Below are 22,596 nucleotides of genomic sequence, written 5' to 3' on the forward strand. Positions count from 1 at the left end.
TAACATTAAACAGCCGAAAGAAGGGGTAGCATTGAAAAAAGCAGCATTGTTGTCGGCAGTAGCATTAATGCTTGTTGTAACCGCTTGCGGAGATAAAACAAACGAGACCGCAAACTCGAACAACTCGAATAACACACAAGCGGACGCACCGGCAAACACGCCGGTAGAGAAAGCGGATCCGTTTGGAAAATACGCAGAAACCGTTGAGTTTACGACAATCGTAAACAACAACCCTGAGGCAGCAAAGAAGTTCCCTGAAGGCGAATCCTTCGAAAACAATAAATACAAGTCTTACCTGGAAACATCCCTTAACGTAAAATCCACGCCGCTTTGGGAAGCGAATGGATCGGCTTACTCCAATAAATTCAACCTCATGATCGCAAGTAACGATCTGCCGGACATCTTCGTTGTAGAGAACATCGACAAGACTCCTGCAAAAACACTTCTGAAGCGGATGTACGATGCAGGCATGCTTGAAGACCTGACTACGGTTTATGAGCAGTATGCAAGCGACGCGGTGAAAGAAGTTAATAAATCGGTAGACAACAAAGCGCTTGAGAACGCATCGTTCGACGGCAAGCTGTACGGCCTGCCAAGCGTTAACGATATGAACAACGCACAGATGGTATGGATTCGCCAAGATTGGCTGGACAAGCTGCAATTGAAAGCTCCTACGACAACGGATGAGCTGATGGCTGTTGCCAAAGCGTTCAAAGAGCAAGATCCGGACGGCAACGGCAAAGCAGATACGCTTGGTCTTGCTGTGCAAGGTGCTCAATTGTTCAACAACGATCCGTTTACGTTGACAGGTTTCGTATGGGCAGAGAACGCGTTCCCGAACATGTGGGTCAAAGACGCTTCCGGTAAGCTCGTGTACGGTTCGACAACGCCTGAAATGAAAACGGCGCTTGGCAAATTGGCGCAAATGTACAAAGACGGCTCGATCGACAGCGAATTCGCGCTTCGTGACGGCAACAAAACAGCTGAATTCCTGGTTAGCGACCGCGCTGGTATGATGATGGGCATGTGGTGGAACCCGTACTGGCCAATCGGCGGTGCCATCGACAACAACCCTAAAGGCGAGTGGAAAGCTTATCCGATTCTGACAGGCGACCATGTTAACGTAGGTAACGAGTTCTACTCCAATTCCTTCATGGTTGTTAAGAAAGGCTACGCACACCCGGAGCTGGCCGTGAAAATCATGAACACGATGAAAGCAAACTCGACGAAGAAAATTCCTGAGCTGCTTGAGCTTGAAACGACAGGCATCTACAAAGCAAGCGATTCGACTAGAAACCAATGGGGTCTGAACGCGCAAATTTCCCCGGCATTCCCGGATACAACAGCTCGTACGGTTAAGAAATTCGATGAGATTTTCGCTGGTACGGCACAAGAAGGCATTCTTGATATCGCGGAGAAACCGATCTTCGATCAAGTGAAATCCGAGAAGGACAATCCGAAGAAAGACCTCAACAACTACAAGACGTTCCTGGCTTGGATGGAAGGTAACGGCGTAGTATCGCATAACAAGCTGAACAACGTATTCAACGAATTCACCGGCACAACGCCAACCATGGAGCAAAGCAACACGACGCTTACGGACCTGCAGACGAAAGTGTTCCTCGAAATCATCATGGGCAAGAAGGATATTTCGGAGTTCGACAACTTCGTAACGCAGTGGAACAAGCTGGGCGGCGAGAAGATCACGGAAGAAGTAAACGCAGAATATACAAAAACGCATTAAGGTTAGTTCAAGCTGATGGAGAAGGAAAGGCGTTAATCCTAACGGTTAACGCCTTTCGTTTCCTAAGCGGGATGGGAGGATTATAGAGATGGCAAAGCTGTGGCAGAAGGAATCCATACATTTTCATATCATGCTGTTGCCGGCACTCGCATTGGTCTTGATTTTTCAAATCTATCCGATGTCAGGTATCGTATTGGCATTCAAAGATTTTGTGCCTACCAAAGGAATCTGGGGCTCGCCATGGGCAGGCTTCAAACATTTTCTCTTCGTGCTCGACAACCCGGAAAGCGCCACGATTTTGCGCAACACCTTAATTATTTCGTTCGGTAAAATCATTACCCTCATTATTGTGCCGGTCATCTTCGCACTGATGCTCAATGAAATTAGACTGCGCTGGTTTAAACGTACCGTGCAAACCGTCGTCTATCTGCCTCACTTCCTGTCATGGGTAGTCGTAGCCGGTATTCTCAAAGATGTGCTTTCGCTTAGCGGTCCCGTTAACTGGGTGCTGCACAGCTGGTTTGGCTTGGATCCGCAAATGTTCCTCGGGAGCAATGAATGGTTCCGCACGATCATCGTGTCATCCAACGTATGGAAAGAGTTCGGATTCTCAACGATTATCTACTTAGCGGCTCTCACCAACATCAACCCTTCGCTGTATGAAGCGGCTGAAATTGACGGAGCAGGACGTTTCCAAAAACTAATGAATATTACATTGCCGGGCATTGCGATGACCATCGCGCTGCTTGCTACACTTAGCCTTAATGGTGTACTTAATGCGGGCTTCGACCAAGTCTTCAACATGTACAACGTACTGGTCATGGAATCCGGCGATATTATTGATACGTATGTGTACCGCTCAGGGCTGATGTCCGCCCAGTATGAGATGGCAACCGCGATCGGATTGCTTAATTCCGTCGTGAGCTTCATTTTGGTTATTCTGACTTATACGATGGCTTATCGATTTGCTAATTATCGGATCTTCTAGTGTATACAAGCGAGGTGAAAAGGTATGGTTCAAAATAAAACGCTCGGTTCACGGTCATTTGATGTGCTGCTGCTGCTGTTCATGGCAGTTATCTCACTTCTGTCCGTTGCGCCTATTATTCATACGCTGGCGTTGTCGCTGAGTAAAGCTTCCTTCGCTATGGCCGGACAAGTTTTTCTATGGCCGAAAGGCTTTGATATCAGTTCTTATCAAAAAGTGTTCACGGATAAGCAATTCTTTCTCTCATTCTGGGTTTCGGTAAAACGTACCGTCACTTATACTGGATTTAGCTTGCTCGTCACTGTACTGATGTCGTACCCGTTATCGCGCGAAACCAAACAGTTCAAATCGCGGAACGTCTACATGTGGGTATTCGTATTCGTCATGATGTTTAACGGCGGTCTCGTGCCTACGTACCTGACGATCAAATCCCTTGGCATGATGAACAACTTCTGGGTGCTGATTCTGCCGGGTCTCGTTAACGTGTATAACGCTATTCTGGTGATGAACTTCTTCCGTAACCTGCCGAAGGAATTGGACGAATCGGCTGGCATGGACGGAGCAGGCGCTTGGCGGAAGCTGGTTCTTATTTACTTGCCGCTTTCGCTGCCGGTACTTGCAACGATTACGCTCTTTAATATCGTGAGCACCTGGAATGAATATTTTTCTGCGATGATCTACGTTACGAAGAGCAACTTGATTCCGCTGCAAACGTATCTGCAGCAGGTCGTAGTAACGATCGATCCGACGAAAATCACCACAGAGAATGTAAGCCAGCTTACGAAAGTATCGAGCGAAACCCTTAACTCGGCCAAAATCGCCGTAACGATGCTGCCGATTCTCATTATTTATCCGCTGCTTCAGCGCTATTTCATCACGGGGATAACGATGGGTTCTGTCAAAGAATAAATCCAACGGGAAACGAGGATCTTTCATGACGAACAGTACGAACAGTACGAACAGTACAGATAGTGTGAACAGTACAGTATCATTAATTACAAGAGCCGACGACTGCGGCAATTGCGAGTCCCATAACTTAGCGATCGCGGAGAGCTGCAAGCACGGTATCGTGCGCAACGTCTCCGTGATGGCAACGGGCGCCGCGTTAGATCATGCGGCGGCTTTGTTTGCCGGAGACCGAAGCATCTGCTTCGGTCTTCATGCTACGATGAATGCGGAATGGGAGACGTTCCGCTGGAAGCCGCTGCTCCCGGCATCTGAAGTGTCGACACTTGTTGAGGCGGACGGTTATTTCAAGCAGCACCCGGGTCTGTGGCTTGCCGCGCCGCCGGATGTCGAGCAGATTTTAAGCGAGATGAAGGCGCAGTTGGACAAGCTTCGTGCAGCCGGATTTGCAATAACGTATGCCGATTCGCATATGTTCTTTGAATGGGCGATTAAGGGGCTTGATGCGGCTTTTGATGCATGGTGCGTGCAAGAAGGGCTTATCAGCCATCGTCCGTTTACGGGCAGGTTGCCTGAGATCAGCGGCGATGATGCAGGCGAAAGCGTAGTGGCGGGGGATCCGGTGGATCAGTTCGTCGCTCGGCTGAAGCACGCCGCGCCGGGACAGTATTTGATCGTCGGCCATCCCGGCTATGATGATGAAGAGACTCGGAGCTGGGGAAATTCGGATTATCCGGGTACGAAGGTTGCGCAAGATCGCCACTGGGAACGTTTGATGTTTACGGATAAGCGTGTACTGGACGCGGTTCGAAGCGGCGGCGTACGGTTGCTTCGTTATGACGAGGCTCAGGCGCTATAGAAACGATTGCGAATTCCATCGCAGCTACAGGAGGAGAATGAACGATGGCAGTCATTCATATGGATTTTTTTTCAAGCGTGTTGGGGATGACCTCCTCGGTGTCCATCGTGATGCCGCAGGACGTGCAGCCGGGCGAGAAGCTGCCGGTGCTGTACATGCTCCATGGTTTAAGCGATAACGAGAATACATGGCTTCGCCAAACGACGCTGGAGTACCAGCTTTCCAAATACCGCATGTTCGTCGTCATGCCGAACGTGCACCGCAGCTTCTACTCCGATATGGCGCATGGCCGCAAGTATTGGACGTATGTGAGCGAGGAGCTTCCGAAGATCGTGAAAGCGATGTTCCCGATTTCGGACCGCAGAGAAGATACCTTTGCAGCCGGCTTGTCGATGGGCGGTTACGGCGCAATGAAGCTGGCGCTGGCTTATCCGGAGCGTTACGCTGCCGCGGCAAGCTTCTCCGGCGCGCTGGATATCCACGCGATTGAGAATTTGTTTGAAGGCAGTGAGTTCACCGATATTTTCGGTGATGCGGCAGGCACGCAGGAGCACAAGGACGACTTGTTCCACCTTGCGAATGTTGCAGCGAAATCCGGCAAAGAGCTCCCTGCGCTTTACCAATGCTGCGGCACGGAAGACTTCCTCTATGCCGACAATATCCGCTTCTTATACCATATCAAAGCGCTGGGCATCGAACTCACCTACGAGGAAGAAACAGGCTTGCACGAATGGGGCTACTGGAACATGAAGCTGCCGCGCGTGCTTGAGTTTCTTACCGGTGCTGCGAAGAAGGATGCTGTAACGACATAGAATGATGTAGATACCCGCTGGTCGATTCGTTGACTAGCGGGTGTTTTTTGTTGTTGTGGTGGAAGTCACTCGCCGCATTTGCAATCTCAAGCACGACGTCCTCCGCCCCCTTGCATCCGCGAACCTGCGCCTCCCACGCCCCCCCGAACCCGGGAATCGGCACCGCACCCGGCACCGCGCACCACACACTTTGAATTCTAGCCTACCTACTCATACAATGAAGGATGTAACGGACATATATGGCCGTTACAGGCGTTTATCGCTATTAGTCTGCCTGTAACGGTCATTTTTGTTCATTACAGCTGAATTATTAGTGTCTTGGGCTAGTTTTCGGTTCTAACGGACAGTCTTGACCATTAAATTTCTTATTTTGGAATTCTTACTTTCTAACGGACATTATTAACCGTTAGGTGGCTTTAATCCTTTTCAAGCTCCCGATCTAAGTCCAAAAGAGAAGTGAATAGCTCCCAGAGCAACACATCCTCCGAAACTCGGAGGAATCGAGTAAAGAGTAGCCCCCAGAGCAACACATCCACCGACATTAGTTGGCAACGAGTAAGAGGGGCTCCCAGAGTAATACATTGATGGAAGTAAGGTGGATTAGAGTAAGAGTAGCTCAAAGAGCAACACATTGATGGGATTTGAGGAAATAGGAGTAACTCGCCTAGAGATCTACATTGGTGGGAATGTGGCTCACACAGAGATCCACATTAACCTAAAAATGGCGAAAATAGACTTTGTAGCTCATCCAGAGATCTACATTGTGATAAGCTCGGTTAGAAAGAGTATTTTCCAAAGCAACACCTCCGCCGGCGTTCGGCGATCGAGCAACAAGAGGGGAACGAGTTACCGCACATTGGCGGGAAATCGGCGATCGAGCAGCAAGAGAGGTAGCAGATACCGCACATTGGAGGAATACCCGCGAGGTAACAACCAACAATACAAAATGGGCTGCCTCACATGCCGCATACGCATACATGCGTGCTGTGTGAGGCAGCCCATTCCTTCTAAGCAAAACGGATTTCGATGAGTACTTCTGTGGTGCTTGAATCACTTGCGATAGAGTAGAAGCCCTGCTCGGAGCGGACTTCGACAGCTTGTCCGTTCACGGTTGCGGATACCGGCGCGGTCTTCGACGCGAAACCGTACACGCCGCCTTCATGCAATAGCACAGTTGCGCGGTCCGGTTGAGCGAGCATCCATTTGACGGTAGCCGCCGACACGTACTTGTCGATTAAGCCGAAGCTTGCAAAGCCGTTACGGTAAGGGGCGGCCGTGAACAGCTGCGGTTTGCCGCGTTCGACCGTGAAGCCATACGCCGCCACGGTCTCGCCAAGCAAGGAGGCGCTGCGGCCGAAGTGCGAATAGACAGCATACTCGTCGGCAGCCTCCATCCCAGCGATGTCCGTCAAGCGGAACTCGCCATCAATCGGCGCAGCATCCGCATGAATGTGGAAACATGCGAGCAGTCCGCTGTCGCCGGAGCGGCTCATGATTTTGAGCGGCACCGCGGTTTCGACGGGGTTCACCAGCAGTACGTCCTCTGTCGGTACGCCCGGCTTGTCGGCACGAAGAATGCGGCCATCGGACAGAATAAGCGGGCGCAGTACTTCAGCATCGGTCTCGCCGACTTTATCGCTAACATAAACGGGGCCGCCGCTAATCGCGCGGAGAACGGCATGATCCGTACGATCCGCGTGGGACGTCCACCAAATATCCCAATCGCCCCAATACAGCGTGCTGTGATAGAACGAATTGTAGGCGTTCTGCAGCGCATGCTCGCGGAACCATTCCGGCTTCGCGGGATAGAAGTCGTCGCTGTTACGTGAAATTGCAGAGTTAACGCGGCTCCACACATTTTCCTGCGCCATGCCCATGCAGTTGATCAAGCGGCCATCAAAATATAGCGATGCCGAAGCTTCAAGCGCCTCATGCAATCCCTTCGCCGCTTGTCCAAGAGGCTGTTGGCCTTTGACAAATTCGATCACGGAGCTCTGGCTGTCCACCTTCAGCATGTCGATGCCTTGCGCGGACAACCAGCTATGCCATTGCTTCCAGAAACCGAAGCCGATCTTCGCATCCGTGCTCGGAACCAAACGACCGGCAGTGTCGGTCTGCAGCAGGTCGCGATGTTTAATAGCGATTTCGCCCTCCGGATCAACGCCATGCCAATAACCCGTGAACGCATGCCAGACGCCGACCCAGTTGACGCCGAAGTCGTTCTTGAGCTTGCTTACCGTACCGGCAAGACCATCCGGGAACTTCGAGCGATCTTCCTGGAACGACACAAGAGCTTTCTCGCGCACCGGAGACCAGCCGTCGTCAATCATCACCCATTTGACCGGAACCTGTTTAGTACGCAGCTCCTCCGCTTTCTCCTCAATGCCCTTCTGCGAAACATCATGATAGAACGCATCCCATGTGCACCAGCCCAAATAGTCGAAAACCTCTGGGTAACGCTTCGACTCCCGAAGCCGAACCGGCTCTTGCCGAGCCAGGAATACCGCTTCAGCGGCTTTCTCGACAACCTCATAAGCGTTGTCACCTTCATGAAGAACAAACAGCAGCTCACGGCCCGTCCTTACACCGCGAAGCAGCGGAGAAATAACAAACTGCAGTCCTTCGCCGTCACCGCGCATCGTCGTTTTGAACACATTCGAGCATTGCGGGAACAGCTGCGTGTAGCGGCCGCCCGCTTTCCAGAGCAGCGCCTGCGTTTTCTCAGGGAGAGCTGCAGTGCTCTTCGCCATATAAGGTCGGGTCCACCACCATTTGTACGCATTATAGTGGGCGAGTATGCCTTCCAAGCTGCCGACAGGCTCGCCGACCGACAGCAGTATGCCGGCATCCGCTGCCAATGAATGCGTCACGCCGAAGACATCCTGTTTTAATTGCACCGACATATAAGCACTTACGGTGTGCTCGTAACAACGAAGCTCGAGCGTCAGCCGGCTTGTTTCCTCCGCGTCCCGGAAAGGCAGCAAGTACGTTTCGTAACTGCCCGTTTCGTCCACACCGCCATCGCCTTGCACCCAACCTGCTGTTTCATAAACAGGCGTATCGCCATTTTCGTAAGTCACTGTAAGTCCATATCGGTTAAATAATCGCTGTGGATTCATCTGTTATTCCCCTTTGCCGCTTCAATCGTGCCCTGCAGCAAACAAACAAGCAAGCAGAGTACACCTGTAATCATAACGGAAATGCGCCGCATGGCAGGAGGGAAATAGGTCTTGCAAAGGTGGAAAATCGTCTGTAGTTGCATGGGAAATATACGGACATGAGCTGTCCGGCGTGGTTGAGGAAGTAGGCGAAGGCGTGGTGTCCGGTGCGAAGCCCGGTGACCGCGTCATCATTGAACCGGCGATTCCGTGCGGCAGCTGCTATCCATGCCTAAGCGGGAAGTACAACTGCTGCATCGATATGAAATTCGTCGGCTCCTTTGGCGGGCAAGGCGGGTTTGCCGACTATGTAGCGGTGCCGGAGCGGTGCATTCATCCGATGCCGGATGAGATGGAATACCGCATCGGCGCGTTGTGCGAGCCGTTCACGATTGGCGCACAGGCGGTCAAGCAGGCTGGTGTGAAGGATGGCATGACCGTCACGATTCTTGGCATGGGCCCGATCGGGCTGACGATTCTGATTCTGCTGAAGCAGCTGTATGCTGTGCGCGTGTTCGCCGTCGATGTCGTGCCGGAGCGGCTGCTGACCGCGAAGCAATTCGGTGCGGACGTCTTGATCAATCCGCTGGAAGCGGATCCTGTGCAGCGCGTGAAGGAATTGACCGGCGGGGAATATTCCAATGCCGTCATCGAGGTGGCCGGTCTCAAGCGCACGATGGAGCAGACGATTCATCTGGTCAGCGCAGGCGGCCATGTTGTGATCGTGGGGCTGACCTCTGACGATGTGAGTTTTCCCGGCATCCTGTTTACGAAGAAGGAAGTCGAAATCCGCGGCAGCCGGAACAGCGTGGATCAATTTCCGTTCATTATCGATTTCCTCAGCCGCAATCGCGAGCTGGCTGATGCGTTCATCACGGCGACGATGCCGTTCCGGGACATCGCCCATGCCTTCCATGAGACCAAAACGAAACCGAATGCGTTTAATAAGATTATTTTGATGTTTGATGAGGTGTAAGTGATTTATCTAGGCGCTTGATTCGCCAACTAACTTGCAAGAGTTGCCCTGGGGGCTACTCTTTCGTAAAACTAGCTTACTTTCCGACAAAGAGTTGCTCTGGGAGCCACTCTTTGGCTTGAATAGCAAATCGGCAAGTTGAGTGAAAGAAAGGTACCAAGGGATCTACATGGGAGCGAATTCGGCGAAATTAGCGAAAGAAGGGTACCAGGGGATCTACATGGGAGCGAATTCGGCGAAATTAGCGAAAGAAGAGCACCAGGGGATCTACATGGGAGCGAATTCGGCGAATCGAGTGAAAGAAGAGCACCAGGGGATCTACATGAGTGCGAAATCGGCAAGTTGAGCGAAAGAAGGGTACCAGGGGATCTACATGGGAGCGAATTCGGCGAATCGAGTGAAAGAAGAGCACTAGGGGATCTACATGAGTGCGAAATCGGCAAGTTGAGCGAAAGAAGGGTACCAGGGGGTCTACATGGGAGCGAATTCGGCGAATTTAGCGCATGTAGAGTACCTAGGGATCTACCTGGTGGGCTATATTCAATCCAATAAATAACCCGGAAAAAGCAGCGAAGAAGCATCTTCGCTGCTGTTTTCGGGTATTTTTGTTTTTGTTTGATTTTCTGTATTCAAAAACAAACAAACATGTTACACTGATCTCAACATCATATATCAAACTCATTCGGAGGTATTCACAATGGTACAAAGTTTGTGGGAGCAAGAGAAAGCATCGGAGCTGCAAGGCGGACTTGCGCAGCTGGTTTATCGTTCGAACATCATCGGCACGGATCGCCGGGTATGCAACTGGGGCGGCGGCAACACGTCCAGCAAGACGACGGTACAGGATTTCCGCGGTCGTGACATTGAAGTGATGTATGTGAAAGGAAGCGGCTCTGACCTTGCTACGATGAAAGCGGGCAATTTCACGGGTTTGCGCATGGAGGATATTCGTCCGCTGTTCGAGCGCGATGAAATGTCCGATGAGGAAATGGTTGGTTACCTGGCACACTGCATGATCGACAGCAAGCACCCGCGCGCTTCGATCGAAACGCTGCTGCATGCCTTCCTTCCGTTCAAACACGTGGATCACACGCATCCGGATTCCATCATCAGCCTGTGCTGCGCGGATAACGGCAGAGAGCTGGCGAAAGAAATTTTCGGCGATCGTTTCGTATGGGTCCCTTATGTACGCCCGGGCTTCACCCTATCCAAAATGATTGCGCAAGGCGTGCTCTCGAATCCGAAAGCAGAGCTCGTGCTTATGGAGAAACACGGTCTCGTCACTTGGGGCGAAACGTCCGAAGAAGCATACGCGCAAACGATCAAAATCATCACAGAAGCGGAAGACTTCATTGAAGCTAGCGTCAACGAAGCGAAGCTGTTCGGCGGCGTGAAACACGCAGCGCTTGAAGCCGATGTGCGCAGAAGCATCGCTGCACAAGTGATGCCAACGATTCGCGGCGCAGTCAGCGATGCGAAGAAAATGATTTTGACCTTCGACGATGCAGACGACGTGCTGGCATTCGTAGGCGGCGCGAAATCCCCTGAGCTGTCCCAAGTCGGCGCAGCTTGCCCGGACCACCTCGTTCACACGAAGGTTGTGCCACTGTTCATCGATTGGACGCCTAACCCGGCAGACATCGATGGCTTGAAAGCGATTCTTAAAGAAAGCATCGCTGCGTATAAGAAACAATATGAAGCCTATTTCGAACGGAATAAGAACGAAGGCGACGTGATGTTCGAAGCGGCGCCGCGCGTTATTCTAATTCCGGGAATCGGCATGATTAATACAGGCAAAAGCTGGTCCAACTCAAAAGTAAGCGGCGCACTTTACCACCGTGCCATTGCCGTTATGCGCGGCGCAACAGCGCTAGGCGACTTCGTCTCCCTGAGCGAGAATGAATCCTACAACGTCGAGTACTGGCCGCTTGAGCTGTACAAACTGTCGCTTGCTCCTGCAGAAGCGGAATTCTCCCGCAAAGTCGCGTTCATTACCGGCGGTGCCGGCGGTATCGGCAGCGAAACGGCTCGCCGCCTCGTTTCCGAAGGCGCGCATGTAGTGCTTGCCGACCTGAATTTGGAAGGTGCGGAGCGGGTAGCCGGCGAAATTAATGGGAAGTACGGCGAAGGCCGTGCGGCTGCCGTGAAGATGGACGTGACAAGCGAAGAAGCGGTTATGGCGGCTATCGCGGAAACTGCCATCACGTACGGCGGCATCGACATCATCGTGAACAACGCGGGTCTAGCAACCTCGAGCCCGTTTGACCAAACATCCTTGAAAGAATGGAACCTGAACATGAACGTGCTTGGCACAGGTTACTTCCTGGTCGCACGTGAAGCGTTCAAGCTGATGAAAGAGCAAGCGATCGGCGGCAACATGGTCTTCATCGGTTCCAAAAACTCCGTGTATGCGGGCAAGAGCGCATCGGCTTACAGCTCGGCAAAAGCATTGGAGGCTCACTTGGCACGCTGCGTGGCGGCAGAAGGCGGAGAGTTCGGCATTCGCTGCAATACGATTTTGCCGGATGCGATTCTGCAAGGCTCCACGATCTGGAACGGCAGCTGGCGCAACGAGCGGGCAGCCGCTTACGGCATCGAGCCGGATCAGCTGGAAGAGTACTACCGTAAACGGACGACGCTGCTCGTTAACATCTATCCGCGCGATATCGCTGAAGGCGTTGCATTCTTTGCATCATCCAAGGCCGATAAGACGACTGGCTGCATGTTGACGATTGACGGCGGCGTGCCGGCAGCATTCACACGATAAGAGAGGTTGGTGCGGGCATGTATCAAGCAAGAGGCGAGAAGCACTGGATTATACCGGACGGCTACATTCCTCCAACGAGCAAAGGTTCACTTGAAAGCCACGAATCGGTGTGTGTACTCAACTGTGCATCGGAAGACGCACTGATCCGGATGACCATTTTCTTCGAGGATCGCAATCCGATTGAAAACATTCTTGTTGTCGTACCGGGCAGACGAACCAAACATATCCGTACCTCTTCCCTTTCGTCAGGCGGAGAGTTCATTCCGGTCGGCGTTCCTTATGCGATTGAGGTATTGAGCGATATTCCGATTATCGTGCAATACAGCCGTTTGGATGCAACGCAAGCGGAGAATGCATTAATGTCAGTCATAGCTCATCCTCTAAAATAACGATAAAAGGAGCATGTGAGATGGACCAAACAATTCAAGCCAATTATGAGGCAGCCAAAGCGCTGTATGCACGCCATGGTATTGACGTGGATGCGGCATTGGAGCAGCTGGCTCAAATTAAAATATCGATGCATTGCTGGCAAGGAGACGATGTACGAGGCTTCCTGAACAAAGGCCAAGCGCTGACAGGAGGCATTTCGGTTACCGGTAATTATCCCGGAGCTGCCGGTACGCCGGAGGAGCTTCGCTCGGATTTGGAGCTGGCATTCTCCTTGATTCCCGGCAAGCACAAGCTGAATCTGCATGCGATTTATGTAGATACGGACGAGCAAGTCGAATTGGACAAAATCGAACCGAAACATTTTCAGAAATGGGTCGATTGGGCGAAGGAGCAAGGACTCGGCCTTGATTTTAACCCAACCTGCTTCTCCCACGAGAAGTCGAAGGACGGCTTCACGCTGAGCCATCCGGATCCGGAGATTCGTCAATTCTGGATCGACCATTGCAAAGCATCCCGCAAAATCGGCGCTTATTTCGGCGAGCAGCTCGGCCAAACCTGCGTCACGAACGTATGGATTCCGGACGGATTCAAAGATACGCCGGTCGATCGTTTGGCACCGCGCAAACGGTTGAAGGATGCGCTCGATGAAGTTTTCGAGGAAGAATTGAACCCTGCTCATAACCTGGATGCAGTGGAGAGCAAACTGTTCGGCTTGGGCTCCGAAGCTTATGTTGTTGGTTCGCATGAATTCTACATGGGCTATGGGATGCAAAACAATAAACTGATCTGTCTGGATGCCGGCCATTTCCACCCGACGGAGGTCATCTCGAATAAGCTGTCTGCGATTTCATTGTTCACAGACGGCATTCTGCTCCATGTCAGCCGCCCAATGCGCTGGGACAGCGATCATGTCGTGACGATGGACGATGAGCTGATCGATATCGGCCGTGAGCTTGTCCGCGGCGATCTGCTTAGCAAAACGCATATCGGCCTCGATTTCTTCGATGCCAGCATTAACCGTGTAGCCGCTTGGGTTATCGGAACGCGCAACACGATCAAAGCGCTGATGAGAGCGATGCTGGATCCGGTAGAAGCATTGCGCCAAGCGGAGCTTGATGGCGACTATACGACTCGCCTTGCGCTGCAAGAGGAATTCAAATCTTACCCGTTCGGCGCGGTTTGGGATTATTACTGCGAGAAGAACGGCGTGCCTGTGCGTGAAGCATGGCTTGCCGAAGTGAAAGCTTACGAGCAAGCGGTATTGCTGCAGCGGGGCAAAGAACCGGTCGAAGCAGCAGAATCTAACGTATAGGAGGATGCAGCTTGCCAAGCATTCTGGCTTATGACCTTGGAGCCAGCAGCGGAAGGGCGCTGCTCGGCCGATTAAATAATCGCGTTATCGAGGTAGAGGAGCTTCACCGATTCGGCAATGATCCGGTCGGCGTCGGCGACCGTTTGCAGTGGGATATTCTCCGTTTGTTTCATGAAATCAAACAAGGACTGCTGAAGGCGAAACATGCCGGCGAAACGCCGGCAAGCCTTGCCATCGACTCCTGGGCGGTCGATTTCGGACTCATCGGCCGAGACGGCGAGCTGCTGGGCAATCCCTACCACTATCGGGATCGTCATACCGACGGAGTAATGGAACGCACGAAGGCGCGCCTTACGACGGAAATGATTTTCGGCCGGACAGGGATTCAGTTTCTGCCGTTTAATACGATTTACCAGCTTGCGGCGCTGAAGGAAGCAAATTCTCCGCTGCTTGAGGGGGCAGAACGGTTTCTCATGATTCCGGATCTGCTTCGGTACTTCCTGACCGGCGAGATGCATAACGAGTTCTCGAATGCGACAACGACGCAGCTGTACAATCCGCTCGAAGCACGCTGGGACCAGCCGCTGCTAGAAGCGATCGGGATCTCGCCATCGCTGTTCGGCGACGTTGTTCAGCCGGGGGCACGAGTGGGTCAACTGCGGCCTTCCCTTATGGAAGAGCTCGGCATCGGTGCAGTGCCGGTTTATGCGGCAGCCGAGCACGATACGGGCTCGGCGGTTGCGGCGGTTCCGGCGCTGGAGCGAGATTTTGCTTACTTAAGCTGTGGCACTTGGTCGCTGATGGGGACGGAGATCGATCGTCCAATCATCAACGAACTCGCGCAGGAGCTGAATTTCACGAATGAAGGCGGCGTTTACGGCACCTACCGTTTGCTCAAGAATATTATGGGGCTGTGGATTTTGCAGGAAAGCCGCAGAGCTTGGGAACGTGCCGGTCAATCGTACACTTTCCCTGAGCTGATTGCTTTGGCGGAGAAAGCGCCGGCATTCGGTGCGCTCATCGAACCGGATGATCCGATGTTCCTGCATGCAGGCGATATGCCAGCGCGAATTCGTCAATATTGCGTGTCGACGGGGCAGACAGCGCCGGCAACGCCGGGCGAAATCGTCCGCTGCATTCTGGAAAGTCTTGCACTGAAATACCGTTATGTGCTTGAATTAACAGAGCGGCTGTCAGGCAAAACGTTCAGCGGTCTGCATATGGTAGGCGGCGGCATTCAAAATGTGCTGCTGTGCCAGTGGTCGGCGAATGCGATCGGCAAGCCGGTTTGGGCCGGGCCGGTTGAAGGCAGCGCACTTGGCAACTTAGTCGTGCAGTGGATTGCGCAAGACGAGCTCTCCGATATTTGGGAAGCGCGCAAGGTGATCCGGGAGTCGTTCCCTGTCGTGGTGTACGAGCCGCAGGAACGCCAGTTATGGGATGATGCATACGGGAAATTCCGTGCGTTAACGGGACTTATCCAATAGAAGATGGCAATATGAGCAGTTCGCGAGAAGAGGATGACTATGCTGGTTGCAGAGCGTTATGAGAAAATAGTGGGACTGGTAAATGAACGGGGCAGCATCCGGGTAACGGAGCTCAGCGAGCTGTGCCAGGTGACGGAGGAGACGATCCGACGCGATCTGGATCGGCTTGAGCAAGCGGGAAGGCTTCGCCGTTCGCATGGCGGTGCGGTCAGCGTGAAGGATCTGCCGCAGCAGCAGCCGGAAATTCCGTATGCGGAGCGTGAAATTACGCACGCGGAGGAGAAGAAGCGTATCGCGCAGGAGGCGGTCAAGCTCATTCGCCCGAAAGACCGTATCCTGCTGGACGCGAGCTCTACCGCGTGGTATATGGCTTCGTATTTGCCGGATTTTCCGCTGACGGTGCTGACCAATTCGATCAAAGTAGCGACCGAGCTGAGCAGCAAGGAGCGCATTGAAGTCATTTCGACAGGCGGCTTGCTGGCGCAGCGCTCGTTATCTTTTGTCGGTCCGCTTGCAGAGCGGTCGCTCGACCTTTACCATGTCGATAAAGTATTTCTCTCTTGCAAAGGGGTTCATTTGGACCGCGGCATTAGCGAGTCGAATGAACTGCAAGCGCGCATCAAGCAGAAAATGATCGGTATGGCGGACGAAGTAGTATTGCTGGCCGATGCCAGCAAGTTCGGAGTACAGGCGTTTACGCATGTCGCGGACATCAGCGAGATCAATCGGATCATTACGGATCAGCGGCTTCCGCAGGATACGCGGCTGCAGCTTGCGGATCGTACTTCGATTTCGGTTTTGACCGTGTAAGCAGCAAAGATGACTTCCGATCGAATCGGAAGTCATCTTTTTTATTGTTATTTCATGCGCCGCTTATACACCTTCATCGCGGAGTAACAGAAGACCACCAGGATCGCCGAACTCCATATCAGCGCCGAAAGTGTTGTTTGGTCCGCTGTTCCTCCGAGTAAGAGAGAACGGATGCTTTCGATGAGCGGCGTCATAGGCTGGTATTCGGCGAAAACGCGAACGGCTCTCGGCATGCTGTCGGTAGGGGCAAATGCCGAGCTGACAAATAAGAGCAGCATCAGAATGTAAGCGAATACCCCGGCGCCTTCGAAGGTTTTGGCAAGTAGGCCAAAGGTGACGGCAATCCACGTGAATGCGAGAATGCTGAGCAATAGAATGAGAATAGCCAATACCCAACCGAGCGCATCAGCTTGAGGGCGAAATCCCATTAAGAAAGCCGCGAGAAAGATAGCAATGAGCGAAATGACGTTAAACACTAAGGACGCGATCACATGACCGCCTAGAATGGATGCTTTTGCGATAGGCATGGAGTGGAAGCGCTCGAAAACACCTTTGGTGAGATCATTATTGATACGGAGCGAAGAGTAGGCAACACCGCTGGCAATACAAAAGAGTAAGATGCCGGGCACAATGTAATTGATATAGCTTAGATCGCCGGTGTCCATCGCCCCGCCGAAGACATAAACGAAGAGCAGCATCATCATGATCGGCATGGCAAGCACGGTAATAATGGTATCGATGCTGCGCGTGGAATAGCGTATGACACGTCCGCTCATAACGGCAGTATCGCTTAGAACATGCATCAGCTTCATAGGGACCGCTCCTTTTCGTTTGAGACGAATGTCAGAAATACATCTTCCAATGTAGGCAGCTTCTGCGCAAACTCGGCAATCTCGATTTCCGCGTCCGCTGCTTTAGTCAGGAGCTTGAGCATTTGCTTCGTAGTTCCGTCGGTGATGACGGAGAGCGTGAGATTGTTCTCATCTGCCGTCGCGTTGTATTCGATAAACAGGTCGCGTGCTTTTGACAGCGCAGCTTCATGATCGAAACGGAGCTCCAGATGTCCGCGCGGCAGCAGGTTTTTCAGCTCCGCAGGGCTGCCGTTTGCAACGATTGTGCCTTCATGCAAGATCGCGATTTGATCGGCAAGGTGGTCGGCCTCTTCTAAATATTGCGTCGTGAGGAAGACGGTGACACCCGATTTTGCAAGATCCTTGATGATCTCCCACATGGCAATACGGGATTGCGGGTCAAGACCGGTAGTCGGCTCGTCCAGAAAAATAACGCGCGGATTGCCCAGCAAACTCATGGCCAAATCCAAACGTCGGCACATGCCGCCGGAGTAAGTCGCGATGCGGCGATCGGCGGCATCGAGCAGGTCGAAGCGACGCAGGAGCTCGTCGGCTTGGTTGTCGGGGTTCGGCAAATGGCGCAGTTTGGCCATCATGCGAAGATTCTCGCGTCCGGACAAAATATAGTCTACGGTGACGCTTTGTCCTGTCAGGCTGATTTCGTTTCGTACCTGCTCCGGCTGCACAGATACATCATAGCCGTTAATCTTCGCATTCCCGCTGTCAGGCTGGAGCAAGGTGGCAAGGGTTTTGATGATCGTGGTTTTGCCGGCACCGTTGGAGCCGAGCAGGGCAAAGGTCGAACCTTTCTGCACGGCGAAGTCGACTCCCCGCAGAACTTCCACATTTTTGTAAGCCTTCTTGAGGCCTTTTACCTCAATGGCAAGATTGTTCGTCGTCGTCGGCATGATGATGCCTCCTATTTCCCCAGTTTTTTATGAATGGATGCGTTCATTTTGGCACGCATCTGTCCTGTCCACGTTTGAGAAGACACACCTTCCAGCAATCCGTCACAGAAAGCCATGACGTCGTTTCCGACTAGATCCAGAACGTCTCGTCCTTCGGCGGCGGCCAGCTCGAACATGTCGAGCATCTCGGGAAAGAGGTTGATGACTGCGGGATCCTGAGACGAGAAAGTGAGCATATAATGTGAGGCGATTTTATATACTTCGCGGTATTCATAGGGGAGCTTCTTTGCACGTTTGACGCATGCTCTGTACACTTTTTTCTGCTTACGTCCTTCTTGGATGGCATGAACGATTTTCTTAAACACGGCTATCCTCCTTCAGTTGGGCAAGTCTTGACGAGATGTAGCCCCATTTGTCCCAAAATAACTTAAGCTCACGCTGCCCGGCGTCATTCAACCGGTAAAACTTCCTTGGTGGCCCGACATCGGAGGGCTTCTTCTCGATATCGACGAGTTGATTTTTCTCGAGCCGGATCAGAATCGTGTAGACGGTGCCTTCGACGACATCCTGGAAGCCGAGCGTATTGAGGGATTTTACGATTTCGTAGCCATAGGTTTCTTTCCGGCCGATGATTTCAAGCACGCAGCCTTCCAGAACCCCTTTCAGCATTTCCGTAAGGTTTTCCATAAACGTCCTCCAAGCTACTTTGTATCGCTTAGTACCACTACATAGTATCACCAAGTAGCTGTGTTGTAAACAGTAAATTAGGCCAAGTCTCCGCATTTTTATATTGTCAACATGTCTGACAACCTGATAAAATGATATCATAACTATTTCATAAGGCGAGGTGCCGATGAACGTGAAAGTTTCCTTATTTATTACTTGTTTAAGCGATGCCTTATATCCTCCGGTCGGTGAGGCGATGATCCGTTTGTTAGCCAGATACGGCGTAACCGTGGAGTTCCCGACCGTGCAAACCTGCTGCGGCCAGCCTGCTTTCAACAGCGGCTACTGGAAGGAAGCGCGTGAGACGGCGGCTACGATTCTGGCTGCTTTTGAAGATTGCGATTTCGTCATTTCTCCATCCGGTTCTTGTACCGGCATGATTCATCATTATCCGAAGCTGTTCGAGAACGATCCTGTCATGCTGGAGAAAGCGATTAAGCTGCAGGAGAAATCCTACGAGTTTACGCAATTTCTGGTGCAGGTGCTAGGGGTTACGGATGTTGGCGCTAGCTTCCCGCATAAAGTCACGTATCATCCTTCCTGCCACGGCAGTCGCCTGCTGGGCGTGAAGGAGGAGCCGCTCATGCTGATGAAGCAGGTGCAGGGGATGGAGCTGATTCCGCTTCCTTTTGCCAATGATTGCTGCGGGTTCGGGGGTACGTTTGCGGTAAAAATGTCGGATATCTCCGGTGCGATGGTGAGCGAGAAGAGCGATCATGTGCTGGAGACGGAAGCGGAAGTACTTGTTGGCCTAGATATGGCATGCCTGATGAACATTGCGGGCAATTTGCGATACCGGGATAAGCCTGTGCGCGTGATGCATCTGGCGGAGCTTCTCTATGAAGGAGTGAAAGGCGCATGAGTGGAGCAGGAACGGTTGGCGGCAACACGGTCAAGGAACGGGCGGATATTGCGCTGAACAATGATTTTCTGCGTAAAGCGGTTCGGTTTACGACAGAGCGTCTGCGTACGGGCAAGGAGAAAGCAGCCGAGGATCATGGCAACTGGGACGATTGGCGCGAGCGCGGACGGCAAATCCGTCTGCATACCATTGCGCATCTCGATTATTACTTGAATCTGTTTGTGAACAATGCGCGAGCGAACGGTGTCCATGTGCATTTTGCCGAGACGGCAGCGGATGCGGTTAAGATCTCGCTGGATATTGCGAAGCATGTTGAGGCTAAGTCGGTCGTGAAGTCCAAGTCGATGGTGACGGAGGAGCTTCATCTCAACACGGCGCTGGAATCGATCGGGGTCGAGGCGATTGAGACCGATCTTGGCGAATATATCATTCAATTGGCCGGCCAAACGCCATCCCATATTATCATCCCGGCTATTCACTTGAATCGTTATCAAATTGCGGATCTGCTCTCGGCCGATGCCGGAGAGACGCTTGAGCCGGATACGCAGATTCTTGCCGGCTTCGTGCGCCGTAAGCTGCGGGAACGGTTTCTGGAAGCGGACATTGGCATGACAGGCTGTAATTTCGCCATTGCCGAAACGGGATCTATGGTCTTGTTCGAGAATGAGGGCAATGCGCGGATGGTGACGACCGTTCCGAAGACGCAAATTACGCTGATGGGGATGGAGCGTATTATTCCGTCGTTCGCCGATCTGGAAGTGATGGCGACGCTGCTGCCGCGTTCGGCGACAGGGCAGAAGCTAACCGTATATATGTCGGCTATCTCCGGGCCTCGCCGCGAGGTCGATGCGGACGGCCCGGATGAGATGCATATTATTATCGTGGATAACGGGCGCTCGCTGCAGCTTGGCGACCCTGAGTTCCAAGAACTGCTGAACTGCATTCGCTGCGGCGCTTGTTTGAATGCTTGTCCGGTTTATCGCCACATTGGCGGTCATGCCTATGGCGGCACGTACAGCGGACCGATTGGAGCGGTGCTTACCCCGGCGCTGAAGAAAAACGTTGCGGAGTGGGACGATATCGCCAATGCTTCGAGTTTATGCGGCGCGTGTTACGAGGCTTGTCCGGTGAAGATTCCGCTGCACGAAATGCTCGTTTATTTGCGCCGGCGCAAGCTGGAGAGCGGCCGCGGCGATAAGCTGGAAGCGCTCGGCATGAAGGGCTTCGCTGCGGTGATGAAGAATTCGAAGCGATTTAAAGCCGTGCTGAAGATCGGTCAATTGGGTCAAAAGCTGGTCGTTCGCGATGGCGGAATCCGCACGAAGGTCGGTCCGTTGAAGGGCTGGAACACGTACCGCGTTGCGCCGAGCTTGCCGAAGGAATCGTTTAGGGAGAAGTGGCCTACGATGGAAGCGGAAATCCGCAGCGGCTTGCAGGAAATGGATCCAGCGATGAAGCGCCGGATGGAAGCGATCGTGAAGGAACGCGGAACAGGCAAAGGAGGAGGGCATGGTCATGGCAGCTAGGTCAAAGGAGCATCAAGCATGGCTCGACGGGCTTGACGCGGAGTCGCGCGCGAAGCAGACGGGTTTCATCGACGGCATCTCCGCGAAGCTGAGACGTCCGCGCGAGATCGCGCCGCCGGCGCATCCGTATCGCGGCGCGCCGGATTTCTGGCAAGACTTTGAGTGGCCGCTCGAGGAGCGCGTCGCGAAGTTTATGGACAATTTCAAAGCCGTCGGAGGGCATGCCGTTCGGCTTGCCGATATGGAAGAAGCGAAGTCGTTTATTGCGGGCAAGGCGGCCGAGATGAGCGCGAAGTATGTGATCCGCCAAAATCAACCGGAGCTGAACGAGCTGGGCTTGGAAGCGGCCATTCCGGATGCGAAGATATCCGTTTGGAACAGCGATCCGGAGGAATACTGGAAAGCACGGGCTGCGGAAGCGGATTTCGGCGTTGTTGTGGCTGATTATGCAGCGGCGTATACGGCTTCGATTACGGTTACGTCATCGAAGGACAAAGGGCGCTCCGTTAGTTTGCTGCCGACGGTACTCATGGCGATTATTCCGATTGAACGGCTGCATACACGTTTGGGCCAAGTTTTGATAAACTTTGATCAGGCAGGACGAGCGAACTTGCCGGCAGGCATTCATTTTATATCCGGGCCAAGCCGATCTGCCGATATCGAGAACGACCTGACGATTGGCGTACATGGACCCGGCGTCGTCTACGCGATCATTGTTGGCTAATAGAAGGGAATTCTACCGATGGAAGTTACCCGTTTATCGAAACGCAATCATTATGAGGAGATTGCCGAGCAGCTTAAGCGCTTGGTTATTGACGGCAAGCTGAAGGTCGGCGACAAACTGCCTTCGACGAAGGAGATGTCGGAGCAATTCGGCGTCGGACGCTCGACCATGCGCGAGGCGCTCAGTGCGCTGAAGGCTATGGGTTATATCGAGATCAAACAGGGCGGCGGGTGTACCGTTATCAACAGCGCGCCGCCTGAAGTGGAGCTGCCCGAATTGCAGTCGCTGCGGATGAACCGCGAGACGCTGCTCGAGCTTCTTGAAGCAAGGCAGTCTTTGGAGGTATCGAACGCCTCCATCGCTGCCTTGAAGGCGACGGACGCCGATTTGGCTGAGCTGCATCGGATCATGCAGGAGATGGAAGCATCGATCGGCGATGATCGGGAGGGGGAGCGCACCGACGTGGAGTTTCATGCGACGCTGGCGCAAGCGACGCATAATTCCATTATGGTGCGGCTGTTCGATTCCATCGTGAGCCAGCTTGAAATGGCTATCCGCGAGATTCGCCGGGTCGAGATTTACGCGAATCGCTCGGTTTCCGAGCGGCTGTATCGCGAGCATCTCGCTATCTACGAGGCGATCTCCAGCCGGGATGCCGATCTCGCGGGCGAGCGGATGAAGCAGCATCTTGTGCATGTGGTGAGTAATTTGTTGAAGCATTTGTAGGGATCGATGCCCGCCGAGATCAGGTTTATGATCTTGGCGGGCATTTTGTTTTGCATATGATGTG

The 22,596-nt window shown here is 52.8% G+C and carries 21 protein-coding genes; 16 read left to right on the top strand and 5 right to left on the bottom strand.

The window, feature by feature from the left end; genetic code table 11:
* The first annotated feature begins 31 nt into the window (after nucleotides 1–31).
* The 5 genes from I8J30_RS13005 (at nucleotide 32) to I8J30_RS13025 (ending at nucleotide 5,309) form a co-directional block, all read left to right on the top strand.
* The gene (locus I8J30_RS13005) at nucleotides 32–1,744 is read left to right on the top strand and encodes an extracellular solute-binding protein (protein WP_210655298.1); all 1,713 of its coding nucleotides are present in this window, start codon (nucleotides 32–34) and stop codon (nucleotides 1,742–1,744) included.
* An 88-nt stretch (nucleotides 1,745–1,832) separates the two neighbouring features.
* A complete protein-coding gene (locus tag I8J30_RS13010) occupies nucleotides 1,833–2,732 on the top strand; it encodes an ABC transporter permease (RefSeq protein WP_091214048.1) in 900 nt (299 codons plus the stop codon).
* Between the two features lie 24 nt (nucleotides 2,733–2,756).
* On the top strand, nucleotides 2,757–3,641 hold the full coding sequence (locus I8J30_RS13015; RefSeq protein ID WP_210655296.1) for a carbohydrate ABC transporter permease: 885 nt from the start codon (nucleotides 2,757–2,759) through the stop codon (nucleotides 3,639–3,641).
* Nucleotides 3,642–3,666: 25 nt separating this feature from the next.
* The gene (locus tag I8J30_RS13020) at nucleotides 3,667–4,497 is read left to right on the top strand and encodes a ChbG/HpnK family deacetylase (RefSeq protein WP_210655294.1); all 831 of its coding nucleotides are present in this window, start codon (nucleotides 3,667–3,669) and stop codon (nucleotides 4,495–4,497) included.
* 44 nt (nucleotides 4,498–4,541) lie between these two features.
* Nucleotides 4,542–5,309, top strand: coding sequence for an alpha/beta hydrolase (locus I8J30_RS13025; RefSeq protein ID WP_210655292.1), 768 nt, complete (start codon nucleotides 4,542–4,544; stop codon nucleotides 5,307–5,309).
* Between the two features lie 1,007 nt (nucleotides 5,310–6,316).
* On the opposite strand, the gene I8J30_RS13030 is transcribed toward I8J30_RS13025, so the two are convergent.
* Nucleotides 6,317–8,428 (bottom strand): Sip1-related alpha-galactosidase, encoded by a 2,112-nt coding sequence (locus tag I8J30_RS13030; protein ID WP_210655290.1) that lies wholly within the window; start codon nucleotides 8,426–8,428, stop codon nucleotides 6,317–6,319.
* 148 nt (nucleotides 8,429–8,576) lie between these two features.
* Between I8J30_RS13030 and I8J30_RS33980 the strand changes: the two genes are divergently transcribed.
* The 7 genes from I8J30_RS33980 to I8J30_RS13065 all read left to right on the top strand — a co-directional run bounded on the left by I8J30_RS33980 (nucleotide 8,577) and on the right by I8J30_RS13065 (nucleotide 16,209).
* Nucleotides 8,577–9,443 carry a zinc-binding dehydrogenase gene (locus I8J30_RS33980; protein ID WP_338044810.1) on the top strand — a complete coding sequence of 289 codons (867 nt, stop codon included), beginning with the start codon at nucleotides 8,577–8,579 and terminating at the stop codon, nucleotides 9,441–9,443.
* A 169-nt stretch (nucleotides 9,444–9,612) separates the two neighbouring features.
* A complete protein-coding gene (locus tag I8J30_RS13040; protein WP_210655287.1) occupies nucleotides 9,613–9,789 on the top strand; it encodes a hypothetical protein in 177 nt (58 codons plus the stop codon).
* Between the two features lie 351 nt (nucleotides 9,790–10,140).
* Nucleotides 10,141–12,210 (top strand): bifunctional aldolase/short-chain dehydrogenase, encoded by a 2,070-nt coding sequence (locus I8J30_RS13045; RefSeq protein WP_210655285.1) that lies wholly within the window; start codon nucleotides 10,141–10,143, stop codon nucleotides 12,208–12,210.
* 17 nt (nucleotides 12,211–12,227) lie between these two features.
* A complete protein-coding gene (locus tag I8J30_RS13050; RefSeq protein WP_091214085.1) occupies nucleotides 12,228–12,599 on the top strand; it encodes a sensory rhodopsin transducer in 372 nt (123 codons plus the stop codon).
* Between the two features lie 20 nt (nucleotides 12,600–12,619).
* Nucleotides 12,620–13,912, top strand: a complete 1,293-nt coding sequence (rhaA, locus tag I8J30_RS13055; RefSeq protein ID WP_210655283.1) for an L-rhamnose isomerase — start codon at nucleotides 12,620–12,622, stop codon at nucleotides 13,910–13,912.
* Nucleotides 13,913–13,923: 11 nt separating this feature from the next.
* Nucleotides 13,924–15,399, top strand: a complete 1,476-nt coding sequence (locus I8J30_RS13060; protein WP_210655281.1) for a rhamnulokinase — start codon at nucleotides 13,924–13,926, stop codon at nucleotides 15,397–15,399.
* Between the two features lie 39 nt (nucleotides 15,400–15,438).
* On the top strand, nucleotides 15,439–16,209 hold the full coding sequence (locus I8J30_RS13065; protein ID WP_210655280.1) for a DeoR/GlpR family DNA-binding transcription regulator: 771 nt from the start codon (nucleotides 15,439–15,441) through the stop codon (nucleotides 16,207–16,209).
* A 47-nt stretch (nucleotides 16,210–16,256) separates the two neighbouring features.
* On the opposite strand, the gene I8J30_RS13070 is transcribed toward I8J30_RS13065, so the two are convergent.
* The 4 genes from I8J30_RS13070 to I8J30_RS13085 are packed head-to-tail and all read right to left on the bottom strand — an operon-like array spanning nucleotide 16,257 to nucleotide 18,655.
* A complete protein-coding gene (locus I8J30_RS13070; RefSeq protein WP_210655278.1) occupies nucleotides 16,257–17,021 on the bottom strand; it encodes an ABC transporter permease in 765 nt (254 codons plus the stop codon).
* A complete protein-coding gene (locus I8J30_RS13075; RefSeq protein ID WP_210655276.1) occupies nucleotides 17,018–17,968 on the bottom strand; it encodes an ATP-binding cassette domain-containing protein in 951 nt (316 codons plus the stop codon). Before I8J30_RS13075 ends, I8J30_RS13070 begins: the two co-directional genes overlap by 4 nt.
* Nucleotides 17,969–17,979: 11 nt before the next feature.
* On the bottom strand, nucleotides 17,980–18,333 hold the full coding sequence (locus I8J30_RS13080) for a DUF1048 domain-containing protein (RefSeq protein WP_210655274.1): 354 nt from the start codon (nucleotides 18,331–18,333) through the stop codon (nucleotides 17,980–17,982).
* Nucleotides 18,326–18,655: a PadR family transcriptional regulator gene (locus tag I8J30_RS13085; protein WP_210655272.1), complete on the bottom strand. Its 330-nt coding sequence runs from the start codon at nucleotides 18,653–18,655 to the stop codon at nucleotides 18,326–18,328. The genes I8J30_RS13080 and I8J30_RS13085 overlap by 8 nt, the downstream gene beginning before the upstream one ends.
* Before the next feature lie 172 nt (nucleotides 18,656–18,827).
* On the opposite strand from I8J30_RS13085, the gene I8J30_RS13090 reads away from it, so the two are divergent.
* The 4 genes from I8J30_RS13090 to I8J30_RS13105 are packed head-to-tail and all read left to right on the top strand — an operon-like array spanning nucleotide 18,828 to nucleotide 22,532.
* Entirely contained in the window at nucleotides 18,828–19,556 is a 729-nt protein-coding gene (locus tag I8J30_RS13090; RefSeq protein ID WP_210656061.1) for a (Fe-S)-binding protein, read from the top strand.
* Nucleotides 19,553–21,082, top strand: coding sequence for a LutB/LldF family L-lactate oxidation iron-sulfur protein (locus I8J30_RS13095; RefSeq protein ID WP_210655270.1), 1,530 nt, complete (start codon nucleotides 19,553–19,555; stop codon nucleotides 21,080–21,082). The genes I8J30_RS13090 and I8J30_RS13095 overlap by 4 nt, the downstream gene beginning before the upstream one ends.
* Entirely contained in the window at nucleotides 21,072–21,806 is a 735-nt protein-coding gene (locus I8J30_RS13100; protein WP_210655269.1) for a LutC/YkgG family protein, read from the top strand. Before I8J30_RS13095 ends, I8J30_RS13100 begins: the two co-directional genes overlap by 11 nt.
* Nucleotides 21,807–21,824: 18 nt before the next feature.
* Nucleotides 21,825–22,532 carry a FadR/GntR family transcriptional regulator gene (locus tag I8J30_RS13105; protein WP_210655267.1) on the top strand — a complete coding sequence of 236 codons (708 nt, stop codon included), beginning with the start codon at nucleotides 21,825–21,827 and terminating at the stop codon, nucleotides 22,530–22,532.
* The last annotated feature ends 64 nt before the right edge of the window (nucleotides 22,533–22,596 follow it).

Source organism: Paenibacillus lignilyticus (assembly GCF_017942085.1).
In the GTDB taxonomy this organism is placed as follows: Bacteria; Bacillota; Bacilli; order Paenibacillales; family Paenibacillaceae; genus Paenibacillus_Z; species Paenibacillus_Z lignilyticus.

Excerpts from the sequence above, each read along its gene's own strand:
- I8J30_RS13010 (WP_091214048.1), top strand. The coding sequence starts at position 1,833 with ATGGCAAAGCTGTGGCAGAAGGAATCCATACATTTTCATATCATGCTG.
- I8J30_RS13015 (WP_210655296.1), top strand. The coding sequence starts at position 2,757 with ATGGTTCAAAATAAAACGCTCGGTTCACGGTCATTTGATGTGCTGCTG.
- I8J30_RS13020 (WP_210655294.1), top strand. The coding sequence starts at position 3,667 with ATGACGAACAGTACGAACAGTACGAACAGTACAGATAGTGTGAACAGT.
- I8J30_RS13025 (WP_210655292.1), top strand. The coding sequence starts at position 4,542 with ATGGCAGTCATTCATATGGATTTTTTTTCAAGCGTGTTGGGGATGACC.
- I8J30_RS13030 (WP_210655290.1), bottom strand. The coding sequence starts at position 8,428 with ATGAATCCACAGCGATTATTTAACCGATATGGACTTACAGTGACTTAC.
- I8J30_RS13040 (WP_210655287.1), top strand. The coding sequence starts at position 9,613 with ATGGGAGCGAATTCGGCGAAATTAGCGAAAGAAGGGTACCAGGGGATC.
- I8J30_RS13045 (WP_210655285.1), top strand. The coding sequence starts at position 10,141 with ATGGTACAAAGTTTGTGGGAGCAAGAGAAAGCATCGGAGCTGCAAGGC.
- I8J30_RS13050 (WP_091214085.1), top strand. The coding sequence starts at position 12,228 with ATGTATCAAGCAAGAGGCGAGAAGCACTGGATTATACCGGACGGCTAC.
- rhaA (WP_210655283.1), top strand. The coding sequence starts at position 12,620 with ATGGACCAAACAATTCAAGCCAATTATGAGGCAGCCAAAGCGCTGTAT.
- I8J30_RS13065 (WP_210655280.1), top strand. The coding sequence starts at position 15,439 with ATGCTGGTTGCAGAGCGTTATGAGAAAATAGTGGGACTGGTAAATGAA.
- I8J30_RS13070 (WP_210655278.1), bottom strand. The coding sequence starts at position 17,021 with ATGAAGCTGATGCATGTTCTAAGCGATACTGCCGTTATGAGCGGACGT.
- I8J30_RS13075 (WP_210655276.1), bottom strand. The coding sequence starts at position 17,968 with ATGCCGACGACGACGAACAATCTTGCCATTGAGGTAAAAGGCCTCAAG.
- I8J30_RS13085 (WP_210655272.1), bottom strand. The coding sequence starts at position 18,655 with ATGGAAAACCTTACGGAAATGCTGAAAGGGGTTCTGGAAGGCTGCGTG.
- I8J30_RS13095 (WP_210655270.1), top strand. The coding sequence starts at position 19,553 with ATGAGTGGAGCAGGAACGGTTGGCGGCAACACGGTCAAGGAACGGGCG.
- I8J30_RS13100 (WP_210655269.1), top strand. The coding sequence starts at position 21,072 with ATGGCAGCTAGGTCAAAGGAGCATCAAGCATGGCTCGACGGGCTTGAC.
- I8J30_RS13105 (WP_210655267.1), top strand. The coding sequence starts at position 21,825 with ATGGAAGTTACCCGTTTATCGAAACGCAATCATTATGAGGAGATTGCC.